General features: G+C 53.1%; 16 protein-coding genes. 1 reads left to right on the plus strand and 15 read right to left on the minus strand.

Going from position 1 to position 20,075, the window contains the following annotated elements; all coding sequences use genetic code 11:
* Window positions 1-2 precede the first annotated feature (2 nt).
* From QUE89_RS09645 to prpD, 9 genes are all read right to left on the minus strand, one after another.
* Window positions 3-1,136: a glycosyltransferase family 4 protein gene (locus QUE89_RS09645; RefSeq protein ID WP_286219896.1), complete on the minus strand. Its 1,134-nt coding sequence runs from the start codon at window positions 1,134-1,136 to the stop codon at window positions 3-5.
* On the minus strand, window positions 1,136-2,449 hold the full coding sequence (locus QUE89_RS09650) for a FemAB family XrtA/PEP-CTERM system-associated protein (protein WP_286219897.1): 1,314 nt from the start codon (window positions 2,447-2,449) through the stop codon (window positions 1,136-1,138). Before QUE89_RS09650 ends, QUE89_RS09645 begins: the two co-directional genes overlap by 1 nt.
* Before the next feature lie 21 nt (window positions 2,450-2,470).
* Window positions 2,471-3,340 (minus strand): XrtA system polysaccharide deacetylase, encoded by an 870-nt coding sequence (locus QUE89_RS09655; RefSeq protein ID WP_286219898.1) that lies wholly within the window; start codon window positions 3,338-3,340, stop codon window positions 2,471-2,473.
* A 39-nt stretch (window positions 3,341-3,379) separates the two neighbouring features.
* A complete protein-coding gene (locus QUE89_RS09660) occupies window positions 3,380-4,669 on the minus strand; it encodes an outer membrane beta-barrel protein (protein ID WP_286219899.1) in 1,290 nt (429 codons plus the stop codon).
* The gene (locus QUE89_RS09665) at window positions 4,662-5,573 is read right to left on the minus strand and encodes a P-loop NTPase family protein (protein WP_286219900.1); all 912 of its coding nucleotides are present in this window, start codon (window positions 5,571-5,573) and stop codon (window positions 4,662-4,664) included. The genes QUE89_RS09660 and QUE89_RS09665 overlap by 8 nt, the downstream gene beginning before the upstream one ends.
* Window positions 5,570-7,099: an XrtA system polysaccharide chain length determinant gene (locus QUE89_RS09670; protein ID WP_286219901.1), complete on the minus strand. Its 1,530-nt coding sequence runs from the start codon at window positions 7,097-7,099 to the stop codon at window positions 5,570-5,572. Before QUE89_RS09670 ends, QUE89_RS09665 begins: the two co-directional genes overlap by 4 nt.
* A 51-nt stretch (window positions 7,100-7,150) precedes the next feature.
* On the minus strand, window positions 7,151-7,792 hold the full coding sequence (locus QUE89_RS09675; RefSeq protein WP_286219902.1) for an XrtA/PEP-CTERM system exopolysaccharide export protein: 642 nt from the start codon (window positions 7,790-7,792) through the stop codon (window positions 7,151-7,153).
* 62 nt (window positions 7,793-7,854) lie between these two features.
* Window positions 7,855-9,267 (minus strand): TIGR03013 family XrtA/PEP-CTERM system glycosyltransferase, encoded by a 1,413-nt coding sequence (locus QUE89_RS09680; protein ID WP_286219903.1) that lies wholly within the window; start codon window positions 9,265-9,267, stop codon window positions 7,855-7,857.
* A gap of 163 nt (window positions 9,268-9,430) precedes the next feature.
* Entirely contained in the window at window positions 9,431-10,915 is a 1,485-nt protein-coding gene (gene prpD, locus QUE89_RS09685) for a 2-methylcitrate dehydratase (protein ID WP_286219904.1), read from the minus strand.
* 280 nt (window positions 10,916-11,195) lie between these two features.
* On the opposite strand from prpD, the gene QUE89_RS09690 reads away from it, so the two are divergent.
* Window positions 11,196-11,630 carry a hypothetical protein gene (locus QUE89_RS09690; RefSeq protein ID WP_286219905.1) on the plus strand — a complete coding sequence of 145 codons (435 nt, stop codon included), beginning with the start codon at window positions 11,196-11,198 and terminating at the stop codon, window positions 11,628-11,630.
* A 70-nt stretch (window positions 11,631-11,700) separates the two neighbouring features.
* Here QUE89_RS09690 and prpF read toward each other — a convergent pair whose 3' ends face one another.
* The 6 genes from prpF to QUE89_RS09720 all read right to left on the minus strand — a co-directional run bounded on the left by prpF (window position 11,701) and on the right by QUE89_RS09720 (window position 20,039).
* Complete coding sequence (prpF, locus tag QUE89_RS09695; RefSeq protein WP_286219906.1) at window positions 11,701-12,879, minus strand: 2-methylaconitate cis-trans isomerase PrpF; 1,179 nt, start codon at window positions 12,877-12,879, stop codon at window positions 11,701-11,703.
* Window positions 12,876-15,473 carry a Fe/S-dependent 2-methylisocitrate dehydratase AcnD gene (acnD, locus tag QUE89_RS09700; protein WP_286219907.1) on the minus strand — a complete coding sequence of 866 codons (2,598 nt, stop codon included), beginning with the start codon at window positions 15,471-15,473 and terminating at the stop codon, window positions 12,876-12,878. The genes prpF and acnD overlap by 4 nt, the downstream gene beginning before the upstream one ends.
* 82 nt (window positions 15,474-15,555) lie before the next feature.
* Window positions 15,556-16,686: a bifunctional 2-methylcitrate synthase/citrate synthase gene (prpC, locus tag QUE89_RS09705; protein WP_286219908.1), complete on the minus strand. Its 1,131-nt coding sequence runs from the start codon at window positions 16,684-16,686 to the stop codon at window positions 15,556-15,558.
* Between the two features lie 45 nt (window positions 16,687-16,731).
* Entirely contained in the window at window positions 16,732-17,619 is an 888-nt protein-coding gene (prpB, locus tag QUE89_RS09710) for a methylisocitrate lyase (RefSeq protein ID WP_286219909.1), read from the minus strand.
* Between the two features lie 42 nt (window positions 17,620-17,661).
* Complete coding sequence (locus QUE89_RS09715) at window positions 17,662-18,342, minus strand: GntR family transcriptional regulator (RefSeq protein WP_286219910.1); 681 nt, start codon at window positions 18,340-18,342, stop codon at window positions 17,662-17,664.
* 110 nt (window positions 18,343-18,452) lie between these two features.
* On the minus strand, window positions 18,453-20,039 hold the full coding sequence (locus QUE89_RS09720) for an OpgD/OpgG family glucan biosynthesis protein (protein ID WP_286219911.1): 1,587 nt from the start codon (window positions 20,037-20,039) through the stop codon (window positions 18,453-18,455).
* Between the last annotated feature and the right edge of the window lie 36 nt (window positions 20,040-20,075).

Consider the following 20,075-nt stretch of genomic DNA (forward strand, 5'->3'; position numbering starts at 1 on the left):
CTCTAGCTCGTGAGTTGTCGGTAAAGTCCCCGGTATTCTGCAAGCATGTTTGCCAGGCCAAATTTCTCGACAGCAACAATATTGGCTCGCTCAGTGAGCCGCGTTCGCAATGCTGACGCCTTAAGCGTGCGAATGGCCTCAACAATGGCAGAAGCGTCACGTGTTGGAATTAGAAAACCGGTTTCCCCATCCACAATGATTTCTTCAGGGCCTCCGCTTTTCGTTGCAATAACCGGGACTCCCGCCATCATTGCCTCAACCGTGGCTATTGAGAACCCCTCTGACACCGACGGCAACAGAAAGATGTCCGCCTGCCGGAGAATAGCGGCGACGTCCTCTCGAAAGCCCAGCCAATGGATGTGAGGGGGGCTGGCAGCTTTTGAAGTGCGTTCTTTAAGTTGCTTAAACAGAGTCTCACGTTGATGGCCAATTACCAGAAAATGAATATCAGGATCTGTCTCCGAAATGCCAATTGCAGCATCGATCAAATACTCGTACCCTTTTGCAGGTCGAATGTTTCCAATAGAGATCACAAGTGTGGAACAGGACGGTAAGCCCAGCTCCTGCCTGAGATCAGTTTTGGTTCCGATACTTATAGGCGTCGGATCAACCCCGTTATAGATCAATTTTAGCTTCCGGGAAGGCAAGCTGCTTCGGGCAGCAAGTTCGCTCTCCAGACGTTTTGACACGCAAACGATCTTGGACGCGCCTAGTCCAATGATGAGAAATTTGGCTTTAAGAAATCGCTCCCTTGCAGCTACGTCAACAGCACCATGAAAGGTTGCGATCATCGGCTTCCTGCATATTAGCGCCAACAAGGCCCCATAGACATTAGACCCCAACAGGTGGGCATGAATAAGATCAACCTGTTCATCCGTCACCAGTTTTCGCAAGGCCCTGATATAGGTCAGATTAAAACTACCCTTTGAGTCAATAATGTGCGGTTCAATACCGATCAACCGAACTTTATCGGCCACCCAGCCTTCACCACGAAGCACCACAATATTCTTCGAGTTGGTTTGGGCGAACTCTTTCAATAATGTGGCAAAAACCGTTTCCGCTCCACCAGGACCGGTCGTGTCGATCAGGTGTAAAATGGTCTTTTCTACATCGGTTTGATTCGCAGTTGTAGTCACTATGGCAGCATCCTGACAATTCTTGGCCCTAATAGGTTGGCCAGCCAAACCGGCAACCTGCGCCAAGCGGCAATTAACAATCGGAATTTGGGGTTGTCAGGGTTCAGGGCCGGTAAACTTTCCCCTTCCGCCAGAACATACTCCCAATTCAGGGTAATTTCCTGGGCGCCCCACTGCCGTTTGAATCGATAGGTTCCAGCCTGCTCGGTACAGCGACCGAAATCGAATACTTTGAATCCCTGTTGAATAGCGAATTCCAGTATCCTCCAATACATGCTCATGTTAATGCTGGTATGGCCGTAACGTCTGAGAGTCGACGCCCAGGGTATTTCCATTCGGCCTCGGTAGCCGGTTAGAAATGCCCCACCAACGGCGCGTCCATCGATTCGAACGATTACGATCCACGCCTGTCCTGGCAAACTCTGGAGCAAATTTTCGAAGAAGTCCCGGCCGTAAACTGGAGTGCCGAGATCTCGCATATTGGTGGAGAAAACTTTGTAGAAATCTTTGAGAAGCTCTCTCCCGCCCACGCAGAACTCCGTCACCGCCCGTTCTCCTCGTCGGATTTGCGACCTGAGCTTGGGTTTAAAACTGCCCCAGAGGTCATCAACATTGCTAGGAAGCGGCAACCAGAAGGTGACCTTATTAGCCCTCCGTGGCAGACCCAAGCTGGTACCCTGAGTAGACCTCAATTCGATATGTTTTCCTGCCTCCTGCTGCCGCCACGAATCGGCCGCTTTAATCAATTCACCAGCAATTTTTGCGTTTTCAGCCAATATTCCGCCGTAGTTGAAGTACGGCATCGACACCATGAAGTTACCGAATAATCGACTGTTGAGTTGCACTAAAGGGAGGATGCCTACGAATTCGCCACTCTCAGTGATCGCGCCAAGGTAACGGGTCGGGTGTTTGAAGGTAGTTTCGACAAACGTAGAGATAATGGGTCTGTGCCATAAGGAGCCAGCAGGATGCCCGGCAACATAGGCGTCGGCCTCAGTTTGGAGGGAGCCGAGACAGTTCTTTATAACAACGCTTCCCTCAACGCGTTCACTTGCGATGGCCACGGGTGAAAGCAAGTGTTTCGGGGCCCACTTCCGGGATAATGGTGACCCAGGATGCTGCTCTTTAGCAGTTTTTTGGAGCGCCTTGATTTCGGCAGACACAGCCTTCATTGACGCCATTAGCTCGTCGGAAACTGATTCAGATTTTCGCGCCTCGGCCACCAGACGCCCCAGACGGCCCTTTTCGTTTTTCAATAACGCGAGCCGTGTTTTGGAATCGTGTACCTCTGTAGCAGAAATTTCCATTTCCATCGCGCCGTCCTTAATAGCTCTTCAGACAACCACAGCCGTTGAAGGAATAGTTACTTCTGAAAGAACACTCGACACCGGAGCGAACCTGAAGTCGCCAAGAAGGGTTTCTAATCTCTTCATGCACTTATCTATATTGTTGTAGTGTCGAAAGCGTGATAATGCCTTGACCTTAAGACGAGGCTGGCCCGTGTCGATCTCCCATGGATGGAGGTAAAAAATGAAAGGCTGACCGGACTTGTTGATTCGGCCCAGACCCCAGCGGCTAAGCCAATAGGGGAAAAGTCGAAAGTAGCCACCCCCGGCAATAGGAAGCCGGTAGCTTCCCAGGGGGCATGTGGACAGCGGAAATTCCGTTAATATGCCGCCATTGGGAGCCTGAAGCTGATACGGCGCGAACGGCGTCCCGGGCATTCCGTAGCGGTCATGGTGAACGGGGAAAATTGACGAGTCCCAAGTGAACCCCTCTTCACAGAGCACGTCCAACGCCCAGCGTGATTTGGAAGTAATGGAATAACTCGCAGCACGATAGCCATAAATTGGCTCACCAATGATATTCTCTAAAATATTCTTTGAGCGGTGAGTCTCCTCCCGAAAAACCTCAGGAGTCTGATTGTAAATGAGTTGATGGCTGTATCCATGACTGGCAATTTCATGGCCCGCCGTTCGAATCCGTCGGACCAAAGAGGGAGATTTTTCGGCGACCCAACCCAATGTAAAGAAGGTTGCTTTAATCTGGTGTCGGTCAAACAGTTCCAGCAACCGATCGGTATTTGCCTCCACCCGATACTCCATTGAGTGCCAATTGTCGCGGCCGACGGCTTCAGCCAATGCCGCAACCTGGAAATAGTCTTCAACATCAATCGTCAGTGCATTTTGTATTGCCGTCTGCATCGAACGCTTCCCTGTATGGCAAATACCCTGAGTTCACTATTATCGGAATTGGTACTGAAGACCAACTAGAATCCACGTCTCCTCAAATTCACGAGAGACAATTTCGCTTGTACGTTGCTCATAACCAACTCTGCTGACTAAGTCCAGCTGCCGATTCAGTCGGAACTCAATACCTGCATTGAACTGGTAAAGTTCATCATCACTATCATCTTGAGAGTAGGTTTGATACTCGTACCTTGTACCCAATGTTCCACTCAGTTGGCCTGTAATGGGGCGACGATAAGCGACTTCTACACCCAGAACATTCTCCTGAACGTTCGTATCCAGATAATCTGAGCGGTTGCCGAAGAAACTGACATCAAGCGCAGCAGCACCACCAAAATCGTTGCTGATCCCCAGCCGTAACGCTGTCACCTCAACAGCGCTAGTTTGCTCCAAGTCAAAAACGAAATTATCAAAGCGACTATCAAAACTTGAGGTTTGATCTGTCAGCGCCCGGCTTGCTTCGATTTCCAGCTCGGTTGTGTGGTTTACCTCGCGAACTCCAAGCAAGTTCGCCACAAACGTCTCGTATTCCTGAGTTGGTCTGTTGATTAATGAGGTTTCTATAACCCCATAACCGATTGAGCCGCTAAGAACGGTAGCAGCCCAACTCTTGGTGAATGGCAATCCAACTGTCACCCGGTCAATTTCCTCTTCCGTATCCAACTCAGATTGATCCGCAGTAGCATTGAGCCCTGCAGTAAAAGTGGGACTGAAGAAATGATTCCAGCCTATTGAGCCTGTAATGCGCTCCCCATCTTTCTGCTCTGGCTCACGAAACTCCGTGTCCTCATATGCCGCCGATAACACCAACTCATCGACGGCACCCATTCTCAACGTGAGAACGGGACCAGTGCTGAAAACATTTTTTTGAGTGCGGTTGTCAGGAGTTCCGCTTACCCGATTATCCTGAACTACATCTCGAAGATAGTTGGACCCCTGCCAAACTAAGTTGTTGCTGATCCGGCAATCACCTTGGAAGTCCAGATCAACAGTTGTTTCCGGATCATAGCTTTCGTCGAGCCAGTGGCTATATGCCACTCTCGTTAGTAAATCTGAGTTACAGGTTCCAGGGTCAGACGTGTGCTGAATACCGAGTGAAAGCCTGGATTCAAGATCGGATTCCTCACCCACTCTAGCTCTTCGGACGTTGTCGGTGTACCGAGAATCAAATCCCAGGGAAACCACCGCAGGGGCGGCATTGAGAAATCCCGGAACCAGTGACATCAATCCACATGAAATCAAAACAACCAATTGCATCCTTTCAGGCAGTCGTCGTTTAGCCATTGATCACTGTCCCGACAAATTTTTGCGGATTGAAAGCGATGGCAGCCTGCTCAACCTGATTCGGCGTTACACGACCATGGGGCACCACCAACATGGCATAGTCACACAACTCTGAGAGGATCCGAGCGTCTGGCGAATCCGTAATTGGTGCCGTATCAAGTACGATAAATCGATCGGGATAACGACGTCTCACTGCTTGGAGAAACTGTTTCATTCTGAACGACGTGAAAAACTCGCTCGGCGTTTCGCGTCTGCTTCCTGCTGGAATCAGGCGTAAGCGTGGAATTCCGGTTGGATACAATATCCTGGCAATATCGAAGTCAGGGTCATCAAGAAAATCCGTCAATCCGGTTTCTGGCAGGATATCCAGTGTTGAATGCAAAGATGGATCCCGCAAATTACAGTCAATGACGACAGCTGTCTTGGACTGATCAAATGCGAAGGCAGCTGCAAGATTGAGCGAAACGAAAGATGCACCCGCACCTCTATTTGTTGAGCTGACCACTATCGTAAAGTTATTACTACCGGACGCTTCTAGAAGTTTCGTTCGCAGATCCCGGAATCTATTCACTAAAGCCCTGTTACTGGATTCCGGGTAAATAATTCGTCGCTCATCCATGTCGTCGGGGGTCAGCCGTCTAGGCTCTTTCATGCGTACAATCTGTTTACTAATCACGTATTTGTCGACGGTTCCCGCCCCCAGCTCTAGAGAGCTGGGCACCAGCATACGCGAGTCATCCCACTCGGATTTCGCTACTCCCTGGCCATTGGATTCATCTTTGCTCTTCGACCAATAGCCTTGCTCTTGCTCCTTTTCTCGCTCACTGAAGCCTTCATCTCCGACCACAGATTGATCGTCCTCCGCAGTTTTAAGAGGATCGGTGCTGTCTTTGCGTTTATTCATCCGATCATCCCCAATAGAACAGCAACGGCGACACCCAAATAGGCCGCAGTGGCTATTAGGGCAAACACACCTACAACTATAGACACCCTGCGATCACGACGTTGCTCGTATGGCGTTCTGACCTTCGGTAAATGCGCGAGAACAGGCAGCTCGATGGTTTCCTCAAGCTGTTCTCTGGCCCTCACTCTTGGGTCAATCTGCAAGAGTCCTGCCGCTAAGCCAAAAGGTGCCGCCATCCCCAGGAAAAGACCTAAAGCAGCAAAAACAGGAAACCCTGGCCCTGATGCAGTTAACGGGAACTGTGCCTTTTCATTAATACGGTAGTTCAGACCTTGTCCTTCGACATCCAGATGCATGGATACACGGGCCCGCTCACGCCTCTTCAGCAAATCATCATAAATTTCCTTGTTGACCTCCATGTCGCGGGTAAGCTCTAAGTACTGTGCTTTGTTTTCCTGAATACGTTCCATCCGGATTGCCTGGTCGGCAAGGAGTTTTTGAAAACTATTGATACGGGAGTTGATGGTTTGAAGGTTTGCCCGAGCGGCCGTCAATTCTGTTTGGATATCCTGAAAGACAGGATTTGAAACCGACTCGCCACCGGTGGGACCGGGATTCAGCTCCTGATTAGCCAGCTCTCGTGTTCTCTGGCGGCGAAGTTCCTGCAGTTGTTCGCGCAAGATCACAATGTCCGGATAAGTGTCGTGGTATTTCAATCGCAGGTTGTCGAGCTGCTCTTCCATCGCGCTGATCCGAGCCTGATACACATCCGGACTTCGGCCTTGCTGAATGGTCGGGTTTACCCGGGTAAGCTCAAACTCCAGGGATCTTCGCCTTGCTTGGAGTTCAGATCTTTGTAGCTGCGCGAGCTCGAGCTGACTCCTCAGGTTATCCATCCGGGCATTGGCATCACCTTCGGTGCCATCGACGTTTTCAGACAGAAACTCCTGAAGTCGTGCTTCGGCAGAAGCGAGTTGTTTTTCGTAGCTCCGAACTTGATTGTTGATGAATTCATAAGCATTTCTGCTTTCAGACCGCTTACGCTTATTGGTTTCCTCAATAAACAACTGTCCCATCCGTTGGGCTATCTGAAACGCTTTCATCGGGGAATTCGATTGAAAGCCAATAGCAAAGTAACTATCGCCTCTGGGAACAACCGAAAGGTTGAGCTTTAAGTTCGCAACTCGCGCTTCTAGCTTTTCACGGCCCACATCGGCTGCGTCATTGCCAAAAATATCCTCATCCGTAGCAACCTTTTCAATTACGCTCCGGCTCCACAACAACTCCTTGGCCGCAGACGCCGTGTCATTAATCTCGGTAGCAACTGCACTGCCCTCCATCAAGGGCCGAATAATGTTCTGGTCATCGATAAAGATCACGGTTTCCGATCGATACTTATAAGGCCAAAGGAAGCCAGCGGCGAGAACACCAAAGCTCACCAACACAAACAAAAGCAGAGCCAGCCATTTTCTGGCCCTGACTTCCTGCAAGATCTCATTCGGTAACCGGGACAAAGGCACTGCCATGGCGCTTAACTCACAAAAAGGTTAATAAAGTTCCGTCTTTACACCTGCTGCTTAAAAATTCCGCTCTGGAACACTGAGAATGTCTCCGGGGCGAATCGCGTAATTGGTTTTAACATCTCCATTGTTCAGGATATCTTCCAGGCGAACTGGAATAGCGATGATCTCGCCATTGATCGTCCGGTAGAGCATGGCGTTGTTCAGGGCGGCAAATGGAGTGGCCCCCCCTGCCCCCAGCACCACATCAAGTACTGTCATGCCCGCACGGTGTGGAACGGAAACCGGCTGTACAACCGCACCCGTGACTCTCACCCGGTCGGTAAACTCATGGCTGCCCATGGAGGTGACCACGATGCTCACCTGTGGTTGGCGTATGTACTGGCCAAGAGTACTTTCAATATCGTCTGCCAGGGCCTGGGGAGTTCGGCCACTGGCCTGAACATCGCCAACCAGTGGAACTGAAATCTTCCCGTCTGGACGGACAGGGACCTCGATACTCAAATCCTCATTGCGCCAGACAGAGACTCGAACGACATCGGTCACGCCGAGCAAATATTCGTCGACGCTGTTGGTCGTGCTGACACTGAGTGCCTGCTGGATTTTGTCCCTCGAGGAGGCGGAAGGCCCGGCACAGCCGGAAATCAGGGTAACAATCAACAACAGGGCGGGCCCTGGCAGGGTGTACATCCGTGACATTGTGAATCCTCTCTACAAGTCCTTGCTTCATTCCATGTTCCGGGAACAGCACAACCCCGAAACTACCTTGATCCTTTTTTGAACAATACCACTTCGACTGTTTGAATTATAATCAACAAATCCAGTAACAGGCTCTGATTCTTAATGTAGTAAAGGTCATAGCGCAGTTTCTCGCGCGTGTCTTCTTCATTATCAGCATAGGCGAAACAGAGCTGGGCCCAGCCAGTAACGCCTGGTTTTACTCTATGTCTTTCACTGTAGAACGGAATTTTTTCTGACAGTTGCTTAACAAATACCGGTCTTTCAGGGCGTGGGCCAACAAAGGCCATGGAGCCATTGAGTACGTTGAAAATCTGGGGCAATTCATCAATTCGGACCTTGCGGATGAATTCGCCCACTCGGGTAACGCGGCTATCGTTCTGTTTCGCCCACACCGCACCGTTCTTTTCCGCATCGGTGACCATAGATCGAAACTTGTGCACCCTGAACACCTGACCATTTAGCCCCACCCGTTCCTGACTGTAGAGCACGGGAGATTTCAGACCATCCTCAAGCTTGATGGCAATTGCGGTAAGTAACATGAACGGTAGGCCCAGAATGAGCAGCGTCATTGCTGCCAGGACGTCCAGAGATCGTTTACCAATTCCGAATACCGAAGAGACTGTGAAACCGTCAGAGAACACAAGCCAACCGTGTGAAATCATCTCCAGGGCCACTTTCCGGGATTCCCGTTCATAGAAAGTCGCACCGTCAACAATTTTTACACCTTCCATTTTGCACTCCAGAAGGTCTTCCATTGGCAGACCTTTCCGGCGATCGTCGACGGCAACCACGATTTCCCGGACAGGGTGTCTTTGGATGTATTGCTGAAGCGTTAAAGGCGGATGAATCAGGTACTCCTCAGGAACTTTGCGCTGCTCGCCCGGAAGGGGCACAAAACCAATAAGGGTGAAACCTTTCCGGTTAAAGGGTGTTTTCAAATCCTCAAGTAGCCGATTCGCGCGAGATCCGGAACCGAGCACCAGTACCTTGCGTTTAAACGCGTCTTTACCCGCAACAGCGAAGAATACGGAACGAACTATTCCTAACAGGAAAAAGCCGAACACTGATGCCGAGGTAAGAACGCCGCTGGAGCTCAGGTACCACAACCATTCTTGGGCGAGCAGGTAGGTGAACGCAGCGACCGGGACACCGACGATCAGGGCCAGAATGGTCCTGAGCATCATGCCAGACATCCCCTCTTCCAACCGGGCCTGATGAACACCGATGGCAATCATGACCAGAAGATTGACCAGCGCAAAAACAACGGCCGAGGGAATCAGAAAGACAAGATGGTCGAGGAAATAGTTGAGGTCGCCGAAGTAGCGAAAAAAGGTGGCCAGCAAAAAGCTAAAGACCAGCACCAATAAATCAATCAGGCCAAGTATGACAAAGGGAAGGTGTATGTAATGCCTGAACAATCTGACGTGAGCCACGCCAACTCCTTGTGTTGTTCATCCGAGCCTGTTGCCGTGCATCCTTTGCAGCGGTTACTCCGGTATAGATTGAGTCTACTGTAATTATTTGTAACTTCAACAAAATAGACAATTTTTGAGAACCGCCGCAGCACAACGGCAGTTCCCCGAACCGAGACAATGCTCAAATCATCAATTGATCCATCAACACCTGAACTGGCGTCTCCTCAAGACTCTTCTGATCAGCGAAAAGGTCGACGATTCTTTGGCACCTCTGGCTTGGAAAACGAGTCGCAAGGTTGGTCCAGAATTTCTTTTCCAGCAGAGGTATGCTCTCTTCGCGACGCCGTCGATGACCAATTGGATACTCAACAACCACTTGCTCGGTGCTGGTGCCGTCGTTAAAGAATACCTGTACGGCATTAGCGATCGACCGTTTATCCGCCTCAAGATACTCCGCCGTGTATCGGGGATCTTCGACAACCTCCATTTTTTCACGAAGCTCATCAATGATTGGATGCTCAGCGTGGAACCCGTCTTCATAATGCTCGGCCGTCAGTGACCCAAAAATCAGGGGAATCGCCGTCATATACTGCAGACAATGATCACGATCTGCCGGATTAGCCAAAGCTCCCTGCTTTGAAATGATTCGGATTGCCGACTCGTGCGTGGTGATCACGACTTTATCTATATCTGAAATCCGGTCGCGAACTTCGGAATGCAAGGTGATCGCCGCCTCAGCCGCTGTTTGGGCATGGAATTCTGCTGGAAACGACACTTTAAACAGTACGTTTTCCATCACATAGGAGCCGAAGGCCTGGGATAGTGAAAACTCCCTTTCATTCTGAGGCTTGAGTTTCAGGTCCTTGTTCGTGGCACTGAAAGAGACATCGTAAAATCCCCATTGTGGCGCCGTTAGCGCACCAGGGATCCCCATCTCTCCCCGCATCGCAATATCAGCCAAGCGGACTGCTCGAGAGGTAGCGTCACCCGCCGCCCAGGACTTTCGGGATCCCGCGTTGGGCGCATGGCGATAGGTGCGCAAGGCCTGCCCATCAACCCAAGCGTGAGAAAGCGCGGAGAGTATCTGCTCTCGGTTGGCGCCCATCAGCTTCGCAGTTACTGCAGTTGACGCAACTTTAACCAGTACCACGTGATCCAGACCAACACGATTGAAAGAGTTCTCCAGGGCCAGTACACCCTGAATTTCGTGCGCCATGATCATTGCCTCAAGTACTGTGCGAACCGTTAATGGCGCCTGGCCCGAGGCGACTCTCCGTTGGGACAGATAATCAGCCACCGCAAGTATCCCACCGAGATTGTCCGAGGGATGCCCCCATTCCGCGGCCAGCCAAGTGTCGTTGTAGTCCAGCCAGCGAATGGTACAGCCAATGTCCCAGGCCGCCTTGACTGGATCCAGGCGGAAAGAGGTCCCCGGCACTCTGGCTCCATGAGGTACGACAGTACCCTCAACAATGGGGCCCAGGTGCTTCGTACATTCCGGGAAGCGTAATGCAAGCAAGCCACAGCCGAGCGTATCCATCAGGCAATAACGTGCTGTTCGCCAGGCTTCGTCATTTTTTACTTGGAAAGTGAGCACGTAGTCGGCGATGTTCTTCAGAACCTCATCGTAGTCCGGACGCAGATTCTGGTTCGTATTTTTGGCCATAATCAGGATCCTCAGTTTTCGTCGTAATCATTCGCTTAAAAAAGCCTAGCTCACTGAAGCGAAATCTGGCGACCTGCACCATGAATTCCCTGGCGCGCACCTTGCGTTCGCAGATGTCACCTTTTTTTACAGTCGGTATTACCCGTTTTTCTCAGGCAACCTGAACATGCATGTTTTGGTTTAGTTAAGCCCTTTCTGGTATTCCGCTTGCGTGATTTTTCAAAGGCGACGGTGGCTTGATTTCAGGCCTCGTATAGCCTTACTGGGGATGAAAACCATCATGAAAGCCCATGTTCTTGCCCTTTTGTTTTGGAGTTCAGTATTTTTCAGTGGGTATTCAGCTGCCGCCCCCATCGGATTGAATGATGTGAGTGCAGACGCAAAGGTTGTGCTGTTGGCGGGTCAAGCCGATTGGAATAGAGCAATGGACATTAAGGACGGCGTGGTGCTTGGGGACGGCAGAATCAAACCAGTCTGGAGTAATTACAGGTCAGCGCGCCGTTCAATCGACCAGAGAAAGTACGATGCCGACCTCCGCGGATTTTTTAACAACACCGAACTGGCCGGTGACTTATGGTCTAGAACGCGATCCACCAAATCTCTGCTATCGGGAGTGTTGGGATCAGGGGTCTTAAAAGTGACAGAGCCCTCTTCTTTAGCCTTGATCGTGCTCTGTGTGATGGGATTTATCTCAAGAAAAGCTCTCAAGAAATAGATTAAGGCCGAGCTCCGAACTGTTTGAGTGGCGGTCGCCATAACAACCACCACCCAAACAACACCATTTGTCAGAACGACCCACCTGGCACTCTCACCCAACCCTCCATCAGGATTCGGGCACTGCGGCTCATGATTGCTTTATTTGCCGTCCATTGACCATCCACCTGGCTGGCCTCTGCCCCCACCCGCAAGGTGCCCGAGGGGTGACCAAAGGTCACGTCAGTACGATCACCGCCGCCCGCGGCCAGGTTCACCAATGTGCCCCGCACGGCTGCAGCCGTTGCAATCGCTACAGCAGCGGTTCCCATCATGGCGTGGTGCAGTTTACCCATGGACAACGCACGGACCAGGACATCAATATCTCCAGCCTTGATCTGCTTGCCACTGGAAGACACGTAGTCCACCGGAGCGGCTACAAACGCCACTTTCGGGGTGTGCTGTCGGCTGGCTGCCTCGTCCACATGACCAATGAGGCCCATCCTGACCGCACCGTGAGCCCGAATAGTCTCGAATATGGCCAGAGCCTTGGGGTCACCATTAATGGCGTCCTGCAATTCGGTACCGGTGTACCCAATGTCTTCGGCATTGATGAAGATGGTGGGGATGCCGGCATTGATCATGGTGGCGCGCAGGATTCCGACACCCGGAACCTCCAGATCATCGGCCACGTTGCCCGTAGGGAACATGGCCCCGTCGCCATCGGCCGGGTCCATGAATTCAACCTGTACCTCGGCTGCGGGAAAGGTGACCCCATCCAGCTCAAAATCACCGGTTTCCTGCACTTCACCATTGGTGATCGGAACCTGGGCAACAATGGTTTTCCGGATGTTCGCCTGCCAGATACGAACCGTGCAAAAGCCATTCTCGGGGATCCGGTCCTGGGACACGAAGCCGCCGTTGATGGCAAAGGCTCCGACGGCAGCAGTCAAGTTACCGCAGTTGCCACTCCAGTCTACAAACGGCTTGTCGATGGACACCTGCCCGAACAAGTAGTCGACATCGTGGTCCGGCTGGGTCGGCTCGGCCAGGATCACCGTTTTACTGGTGCTTGAGGTTGCGCCACCCATACCGTCGGTCTGCTTCTGATACGGATCCGGGCTGCCGATAACCCGCAGCAGCAGCTTGTCCCTGGCTTCACCCGGGACCTGGGCTGCCTCAGGCAGGTCCTGAAGTCGGAAGAACACGCCCTTGCTGGTTCCGCCACGCATGTACGTGGCGGGGACTCTTACTTGCGCTGGATGGCTCATGCGGCGCCCTCCGCCTCCAGGAAGTCCTGGGCAAACCGCTGCAGAACGCCGCCCGCGGTATAGATGGAGAGCTCCTCAGCGGTATCCAGGCGACAGATCACCGGAACATGCTCGGTGCTGCCGTTCTTACGATGAATAACCAGCGTCATTTCCGCTTTCGGCGCGGCAGTACCTTCCACGTCGTATGTCTCGGTGCCATCAAGCGCCAGAGTCTGACGGGTTGTGCCGTCCTCAAACTGAAGCGGCATAACGCCCATACCCACCAGGTTGGTGCGGTGGATTCGCTCAAACCCTTCCGCAACAATGGCTTCAACGCCCGCCAGGGCAACGCCTTTGGCCGCCCAGTCACGGGAGGAGCCCTGACCATAATCCGCGCCGGCAATGATGATCAGCGGCTGTTTGCGTTCCATGTAAGTTTCGATTGCTTCCCACATGCGTGTCACTTTGCCTTCGGGCTCAACGCGCGCCAGCGAACCTTGCTTCACATTGCCATTTTCATCCCGAACCATTTCATTGAACAGTTTCGGGTTGGCGAAGGTCGCGCGCTGTGCCGTTAGGTGGTCACCACGGTGGGTCGCGTAGGAGTTGAAGTCTTCCTCCGGCACGCCCATTTTGTGCAGGTATTCACCCGCCGCACTGTTCATCATAATGGCGTTGGACGGCGACAGGTGGTCGGTGGTGATGTTGTCCGGCAGGATCGCCAGCGGACGCATTCCCTTGAGCTCCTTCTCCCCGGCCAATCCACCTTCCCAATAAGGCGGGCGGCGGATGTACGTGCTCTGCGGACGCCACTCGTAGTTCGGGTTGGTTTTAGCGTTAGCATCACGGGTGATGTCGAACATCGGAATGTAGGTGCTACGGAACTGTTCCGGCTTAACACTGGTTTTAACGATGGAGTCGATTTCTTCATCGCTCGGCCAGATGTCTTTCAGAGTGACCGCATTGCCTTCCTGATCGTAACCCAGGACATCCTTTTCAATATCGAAGCGGATAGTGCCTGCGATCGCGTACGCCACAACCAGCGGTGGTGATGCCAGGAACGCCTGCTTGGCGTATGGGTGAATACGGCCGTCGAAGTTACGGTTGCCGGACAGAACAGCCGTTGAGTAGAGATCGCGGTCAACGATTTCCTTCTGGATTTCCGGATCCAGCGCACCACTCATGCCATTGCAGGTGGTACAGGCAAAGGCAACAACACCAAAGCCAAGATTCTCCAGCTCAGGTAGCAGTTCTGCTTCTTCCAGATACATCTTGACCGTTTTGGAGCCCGGTGCCAGTGACGACTTCACCCAGGGCTTTCGGGTAAGGCCCAGCTTGTTGGCATTGCGGGCGATCAGGCCTGCGGCCACCATGTTCCTCGGGTTCGAGGTGTTGGTGCAGCTGGTGATAGCGGCGATGATGACCGCGCCATCCGGCATCCTGCCCTCTTCCTGCTCCCATTCGCCGGCAATGCCGCGCTTGGCCAGCTCGGAGGTGGGCAGATGAGCATGGGGGTTGGACGGGCCGGCAAGGGTCCGCTCAACTGTGGAAAGATCAAAGGTCAGAATCCGCTCGTATTCCGCGGACTTCAGGCTGTCGGCCCACAGGCCTGTGTGCTTGGCGTAGTTCTCGACCAGCGCAACCTGATCATCTTCGCGCCCGGTCAGTTTCAGGTAATCAATGGTCTGGCCGTCGATGTAGAACATGGCGGCGGTAGCACCATACTCCGGCGTCATGTTCGAGATCGTTGCGCGATCGCCAACCGTCAGGCTGTCGGCGCCCTCGCCAAAGAACTCAAGATAAGCACCGACTACCCGCTCCTTACGCAGGAACTCAGTCAAGGCCAGTACCATGTCGGTACTGGTAATGCCCGGGCGCAGCTTGCCCGTCAACGCAACACCCACAATGTCTGGAAGCCGCATCATGGATGCTCGGCCGAGCATAACGCTCTCCGCTTCCAGACCGCCGACGCCTACAGAAATAACGCCCAGCGCATCGACCATCGGCGTGTGGCTATCGGTACCTACACAGGTATCTGGAAACGCCACGCCGCCGCGTGATTGCACCACCGGAGACATCTTCTCCAGGTTGATCTGGTGCATGATGCCGTTGCCCGGTGGAATCACATCCACGTTTTCGAACGCGGTCTTGGTCCAGTCGATGAAATGGAACCGGTCGTCGTTGCGACGGTCTTCAACCGCCCGGTTCTTTTCAAATGCGTCTTTCTCGAAGCCCGCGTGTTCAACGGCCAGTGAATGGTCGACGATCAACTGCGTTGGCACGACCGGGTTAACCTTGGCGGGATCGCCGCCCTTCTCCGCAATCGCGTCCCGGAGACCGGCCAGGTCGACCAGGGCGGTCTGACCAAGAATGTCGTGACACACCACGCGGGCGGGATACCACGGGAAATCCAGATCCCGCTTGCGCTCGATCAGCTGTTTCAGGGAGTCAGTCAGCATCTCGGGATCGCAACGGCGAACCAGCTGCTCTGCCAGAATCCTCGAGGTGTAAGGAAGCTTTTCGTAGGCGCCCGGCTGAATGTCTTCAACAGCCTGGCGGGTATCGAAATAATCCAGGTCGGTGCCCGGTAGCGGTTTGCGGTAGTCAGTATTCATGGCCAGAAACTCATATCGGAAAATCGAAGGTGTGGGCGGAACCGGCGCTCTCCTGAACTCGCGGGAGAGCGCCCTGCCCGTCTTATGGACGCTCGTCGATGGGCACCCACTCCGAGTCCGCCGGGCCGGTGTATTCGGCACTGGGGCGGATAATGCGGTTGTTTTCCCGCTGCTCTTTCACGTGTGCCGTCCAACCGGACACCCGGGACATCACAAAAATAGGCGTGAACAGCTCGGTCGGAATGCCCATGAAGTGGTACGCCGATGCGTGGAAGAAATCGGCGTTGCAGAACAGTTTTTTCTCGCGCCACATCACCTCTTCACAACGGACCGATACCGGGTAAAGCACGGTATCGCCAACTTCATCCGCCAGCTTCTTGGACCATTGCTTGATGATCGCATTACGCGGGTCAGATTCCTTGTAGATGGCATGGCCAAAGCCCATGATCTTCTCTTTTCGGGCCAGCATGCCCATCAGGCCTTCTTCCGCCTCGTCCGCTGTCTGGAACTTCTGAATCAGCGCCATGGCAGCTTCGTTAGCACCACCGTGCAACGGCCCACGGAGGGTACCGATGGCGCCTGTCACGCAGCTGTGGATGTCGGACAGAGTGGAAGCACAAACACGGGCGGTGAAGGTGGACGCATTGAATTCGTGCTCCGCGTACAGAATCAGGGACACGTTCATCACCTTCTCATGCAACTCGCTGGGCTTTTTGCCGTGCAGCAGTTCCAGGAAGTGGCCACCAATGGAATCTACATCACTGTCGGTTTCGATCCGAACACCCTCGTGGGCGAAGCGGTACCAGTAAGTGATGATGGACGGGAACACCGCCAGCATACGGTCGATCTTGTCATCCTGTTCGGAAAAATCCGCTTCGGTTTCCAGATTACCCAGCATGGAGCAACCGGTACGCATCACATCCATGGGATGGGCGTCTTTCGGGATTTGTTCCAGCACCGTCGTCAGAGCGTCCGGCAACCCACGCAGGCTATGCAGCTTCTGCTTGTAGGCATCAAGCTCCTGACGGTTTGGCAGCTTACCTCTCAAAAGTAGGTAAGCGATTTCTTCAAACTGCGCCTTCTCGGCCAGATCGGCGATTTCATAACCTCGATACGTCAGGCCTGCTCCGGATTGGCCGACAGTACACAGCGCCGTTTGGCCGGCTACCTGTCCGCGCAGTCCAGCGCCTTCGAGTTTCTTCGCTTCAGCCATTGTTCCTCTCCCTCATCTCAAGATGATCATCAGTCACGTATCGAATTAGTTTTTTTGTTGCTGGAAGAGTTGGTCCAGCTTCTGTTCAAACTCGTGGTAATTCAGGAAATCGTAGAGCTCCATGCGCGTCTGCATGAGGTCAACGACATCTTTCTGATCGCCCTTATCCAGAATGTTCTGGTAAACCGTCAGGGCCGCCTTGTTCATGGCACGGAAAGCACTCAGCGGATACAACACCATGTCAGCGCCGGCTTCGCCCAATTCCTTGCGGTTATACAGAGGCGTGGCGCCAAACTCGGTGATATTGGCCAGAATCGGTACATCCAGCGCCTCGGAAAAGGCTTTGTAGTGCTCGAGTTCGGTAACCGCTTCCGCAAAGATACCGTCTGCCCCGGCCTCGATGCAGGCCTTCGCGCGCTCAATGGCGGCGTCCAGGCCTTCCTTCTGAAACGCATCGGTGCGGGCCATAATGAAGAAATCATCGTTTTCACGGGCGTCTACGGCCGCCTTGATGCGATCGACCATTTCTTCCTGGGAGACGATTTCCTTGTTAGGCCGGTGTCCGCAGCGCTTCTGTGCAACCTGGTCCTCGATATGGACAGCAGCAGCACCGGCACGTTCCATTTCCCGAATGGTTCGACCGATATTGAAAGCACCGCCCCAGCCAGTGTCAATATCCACCAGCAGCGGAAGATCACAGGCTGCAGTAATCCTGCGAACGTCCTCAACCACATCGTTCATCGTGGTCATTCCGAGATCCGGCAAACCGTAAGAGGCGTTGGCCACACCGCCACCGGACAGATAGATGGCCTGATGCCCTACTTTCTGAGCCATCATTGCACTGTAAGCATTGACGGTTCCAACGATCTGGAGCGGCTTATTTTCGTTCAGGGCTTTCCGGAAACGTGCGCCCGGAGATAGTTTGCTGGACATAGTGCATTTCCTCTTCGTTCGAATTAGTTGGTTCGAATTAACTCAAATAGTTAACACGCCATCTTGAATCTGTTTTTCAATATTTCGGCGAGCAGCGTTAATGTGTCTTTTCATCAGAAATTCGGCGAGTTCGCCGTCGCGCTGAGCGATGGCTTCGACGATACGGCGGTGTTCCCCGAGCGCACGATGGGGGCGCCCGGCTGAGGTACTCAACCGGTAACGGTACATTCGCACCATGTAATACAGATCGCCCAGTAGCATCTGGGCCAGTTTGGTATTGCGGCTACCGGTGGCGATCCGGTGATGGAAATCGTAATCCCCTTCGGCTTGATAGTAGGCCTGTCCCTGGGCTTCGTCGATCATTTGTTCATGGGCATCCAGGGTGGCCAGCAGATCAGCAATTTCGCTGTCGGTCATCCGTTCGGCAGCCTGGCGCGCAGCCAAACCTTCCATGTTCTCCCGGATTAAATAGAGTTCCAGGAGTTCGGCAGCGCTGACCGCCACCACTTTGACACCGGCATGGGGCCTTCGCACCAATAAACCACGAGACTCCAGGCGACCAATCGCCTCCCGAAGAGGCCCACGGGTAAGATTAAAGCGGGTACAAAGCTCAAGTTCGCCGATTTTTTCGCCAGGCGCGAGCTCACCTTTTACGATTGCCGTTTGCAGACAATCAAACGCTTCATCAGCTCTTGTGTATACCGGAGGGCTATTTTCTCTCATGCTTTGTCAACAAAACCGAAGTAATTTCTAGAAAACTACTCCTCACACCGGTTATTGTCAACAAAGCAGCGATTGGACCCGAGAAAATTGTTAACAGCCCAATTCGTCAGTCAATACAGTTCGCGCTCATGCTTAGGAGGTGGCGAGTACTGATACACCCAGGTTTCAGTCAGCACTTCCTGGCCAACCTTGAGCACCACCGAAAGATTGATTGGCTCAAGGGAGTCATCTGGTACAAGGTCAAACATCACCCGATACCCCTGGATAGATGCCAGCGGGCGGGCAGACGTTATTTCCACCGAGCCACGGCTAACCGATATTTCAGGCTCTATCCCGGCATCGTCTCCGAGCATTTCGAGCATCCCACCGGCGAAATCGATGGCAAACCGGCGAGAGAAGTACTCGCGCTCCTGGCCAACAACCCCACCCAATCCAGTTCGGGTCGCCCTTGCAGTCGCCAATTCCCCCTTACCCAATGGCAACTCGGCTCCCCAGTTCAGGCGATAGCCGAACAGGTACTCAGTTCCTGGTTTTAGGGCTTCCTCTGGGTTCCAGTACGCGACGATGTTGTCGAAGGTTTCGTCAACGGTCGGAATCTCAACCAGGTCAATGCGCCCTGCTCCCCATTCGTTCTTTGGCTCTACCCAAAGACTTGGCCGGCGTTCGTAGAACACGCCATCATCCTGATAGTGATCGAACTTTCTGTCTCGCTGGAGCAGCCCGAATCCCTTTGGACTATTGTCAACAAAACTGTTGTATCTCAACTCCCTTGGATTGACCAATGGCCGCCAGATCCATTCACCATGACCGGTGTGGATCGAGAGACCATCGGAGTCATGGATTTCCGGACGCCAGTCATAGCCCATGCGCCGATCGTTCTCGCCCACTTGATACATACTTGTCAAAGGCGCGATACCTATCCGATCCAGCTGTTTCCGTGGGTAAAGGGCGACATCGACATCCATGACAAAATTTGCGCCTGGGTCCAACACGAAAGCGTATGCTCCGGTAACACTCGGCGATTCCAGCAAAGCCCACACTTTTAGTGCACGAGCCCCCGGCTTGGGCTTTTCCAACCAAAAGGCGGAAAATCGGGGGAACTCCTCTTCATCTGGACTGGCTGTATCAATCGCCAGCCCCCTCGCCGACATGCCATATTGCTTTTCCTTGCCCACCGCCCTGAAATAGCTTGCCCCAAGAAACGCGGCGAGATCGTATTGGAAGTCACTGTGGTGATGCAGTCGAAAGCCGGCAAAGCCAAGATCGGGAGGCAGATCTCCCAGCGGCTGCTCGCCCTCGTACTCGAAATACTCCGGATCGTAAGCCAACTCAGTGGCTTGACCGTCGACGACTTCATAGATTTTTACAGAAGTCTGGAAATACAGTCCCAGATGGAAGAGCTGTATTTGAAAGGGTAATGGGGAATCACTCCACAGGGCATGCTCGGGCCTGAACCGTATAGCCTGATAGTCGTCCCAGGACAGGTTCTTCAGGGATTGCGGCAGTTCTCCTTTTTTGGATCGAAAATCCTGCCCGGAAAGATGCCTGGCATGCCCCTTGAGCCATTCGTAACTGAATGGCTTGCTTGCACCGTTTCCTGCATTACTCTCTTTGCCAGCGGCGTACAGCAACCCGCCCGGAAGGGCTTGAACTCCGACGCCCGCCACAAACAGCTGCAACAATAGTCGTCGATCCATTTCTATCATCTCCCAATATTTAAACCTGAAACGCTC

Source organism: Marinobacter sp. LA51 (assembly GCF_030297175.1).
In the GTDB taxonomy this organism is placed as follows: Bacteria; Pseudomonadota; Gammaproteobacteria; order Pseudomonadales; family Oleiphilaceae; genus Marinobacter; species Marinobacter apostichopi.